The organism is Neisseria sp. P0022.S010 (genome assembly GCF_051956635.1).
The window spans coordinates 1-651 of sequence record NZ_JBQCXF010000797.1 but is presented as its reverse complement, the minus strand read 5'-3'; the positions used below and the strand labels follow the sequence as shown (position 1 = coordinate 651).

2 protein-coding genes are annotated in these 651 nt (G+C 44.1%); both read left to right on the top strand.

Annotated features, from left to right (window positions below; all coding sequences use genetic code 11):
* Positions 1–102 (top strand): DUF7660 family protein (locus ACTHUT_RS21475; RefSeq protein WP_440419834.1); only part of this gene is annotated, 102 nt, incomplete at its 5' end.
* Positions 103–195: 93 nt separating this feature from the next.
* A partial coding sequence (locus ACTHUT_RS21470; protein ID WP_440419832.1) for an RHS repeat-associated core domain-containing protein occupies positions 196–651 on the top strand: 456 nt, incomplete at its 3' end.

The window sequence follows — 651 nt, the reverse complement described above, 5'->3', positions numbered from 1 at the left end:
GATGGATACTATAAAAATATGGGTATGAAAGAATATAACGACAAAACTTTAAATTGGAGTATGTTAGCAGACATTTTGAATGCCTCACGAATATATGAATAGCAATAAGTAAACGTAGTTCGTCTGACAAAACATTTTTCAGACGACCTTCGTCTCGAAGAGCAAACCCGCTTCGTTTGGGACGGCAGCCACCTCTTGCAAGAAATCCAATCGGACGGCAGATATACCTATATCTACACCGATCCCGACAGTTATGAACCTTTGGCACAGGTACACAACCGGACCAACGAAGACGGAGAAAGCCTCCAACAAACCCACTACTTCCACTGCGACCAAATCGACATCCCAAGAGAAATGACCGATAAGGACGGTAATTTGCTGTGGTTCGGGGATTATTACGGTTGGGGCAAACTGAAGAGTGAAACCAACATATCCGGAACTGCTCACCAACCCTTCCGATTGCAAAACCAGTACGCCGACCGTGAAACGAGGCTGCATTACAACTCCTTCAGGTATTATGAACCTGATGCGGGTCGGTTTGTGAATCAGGATCCGATTGGGTTGTGGGGCGGCTTTAACGTTTATCAGTTTGTACCGAACGTTCAAGGTTGGCTTGACATATTAGGATTAAAAAATAAATTTGCATTTGAC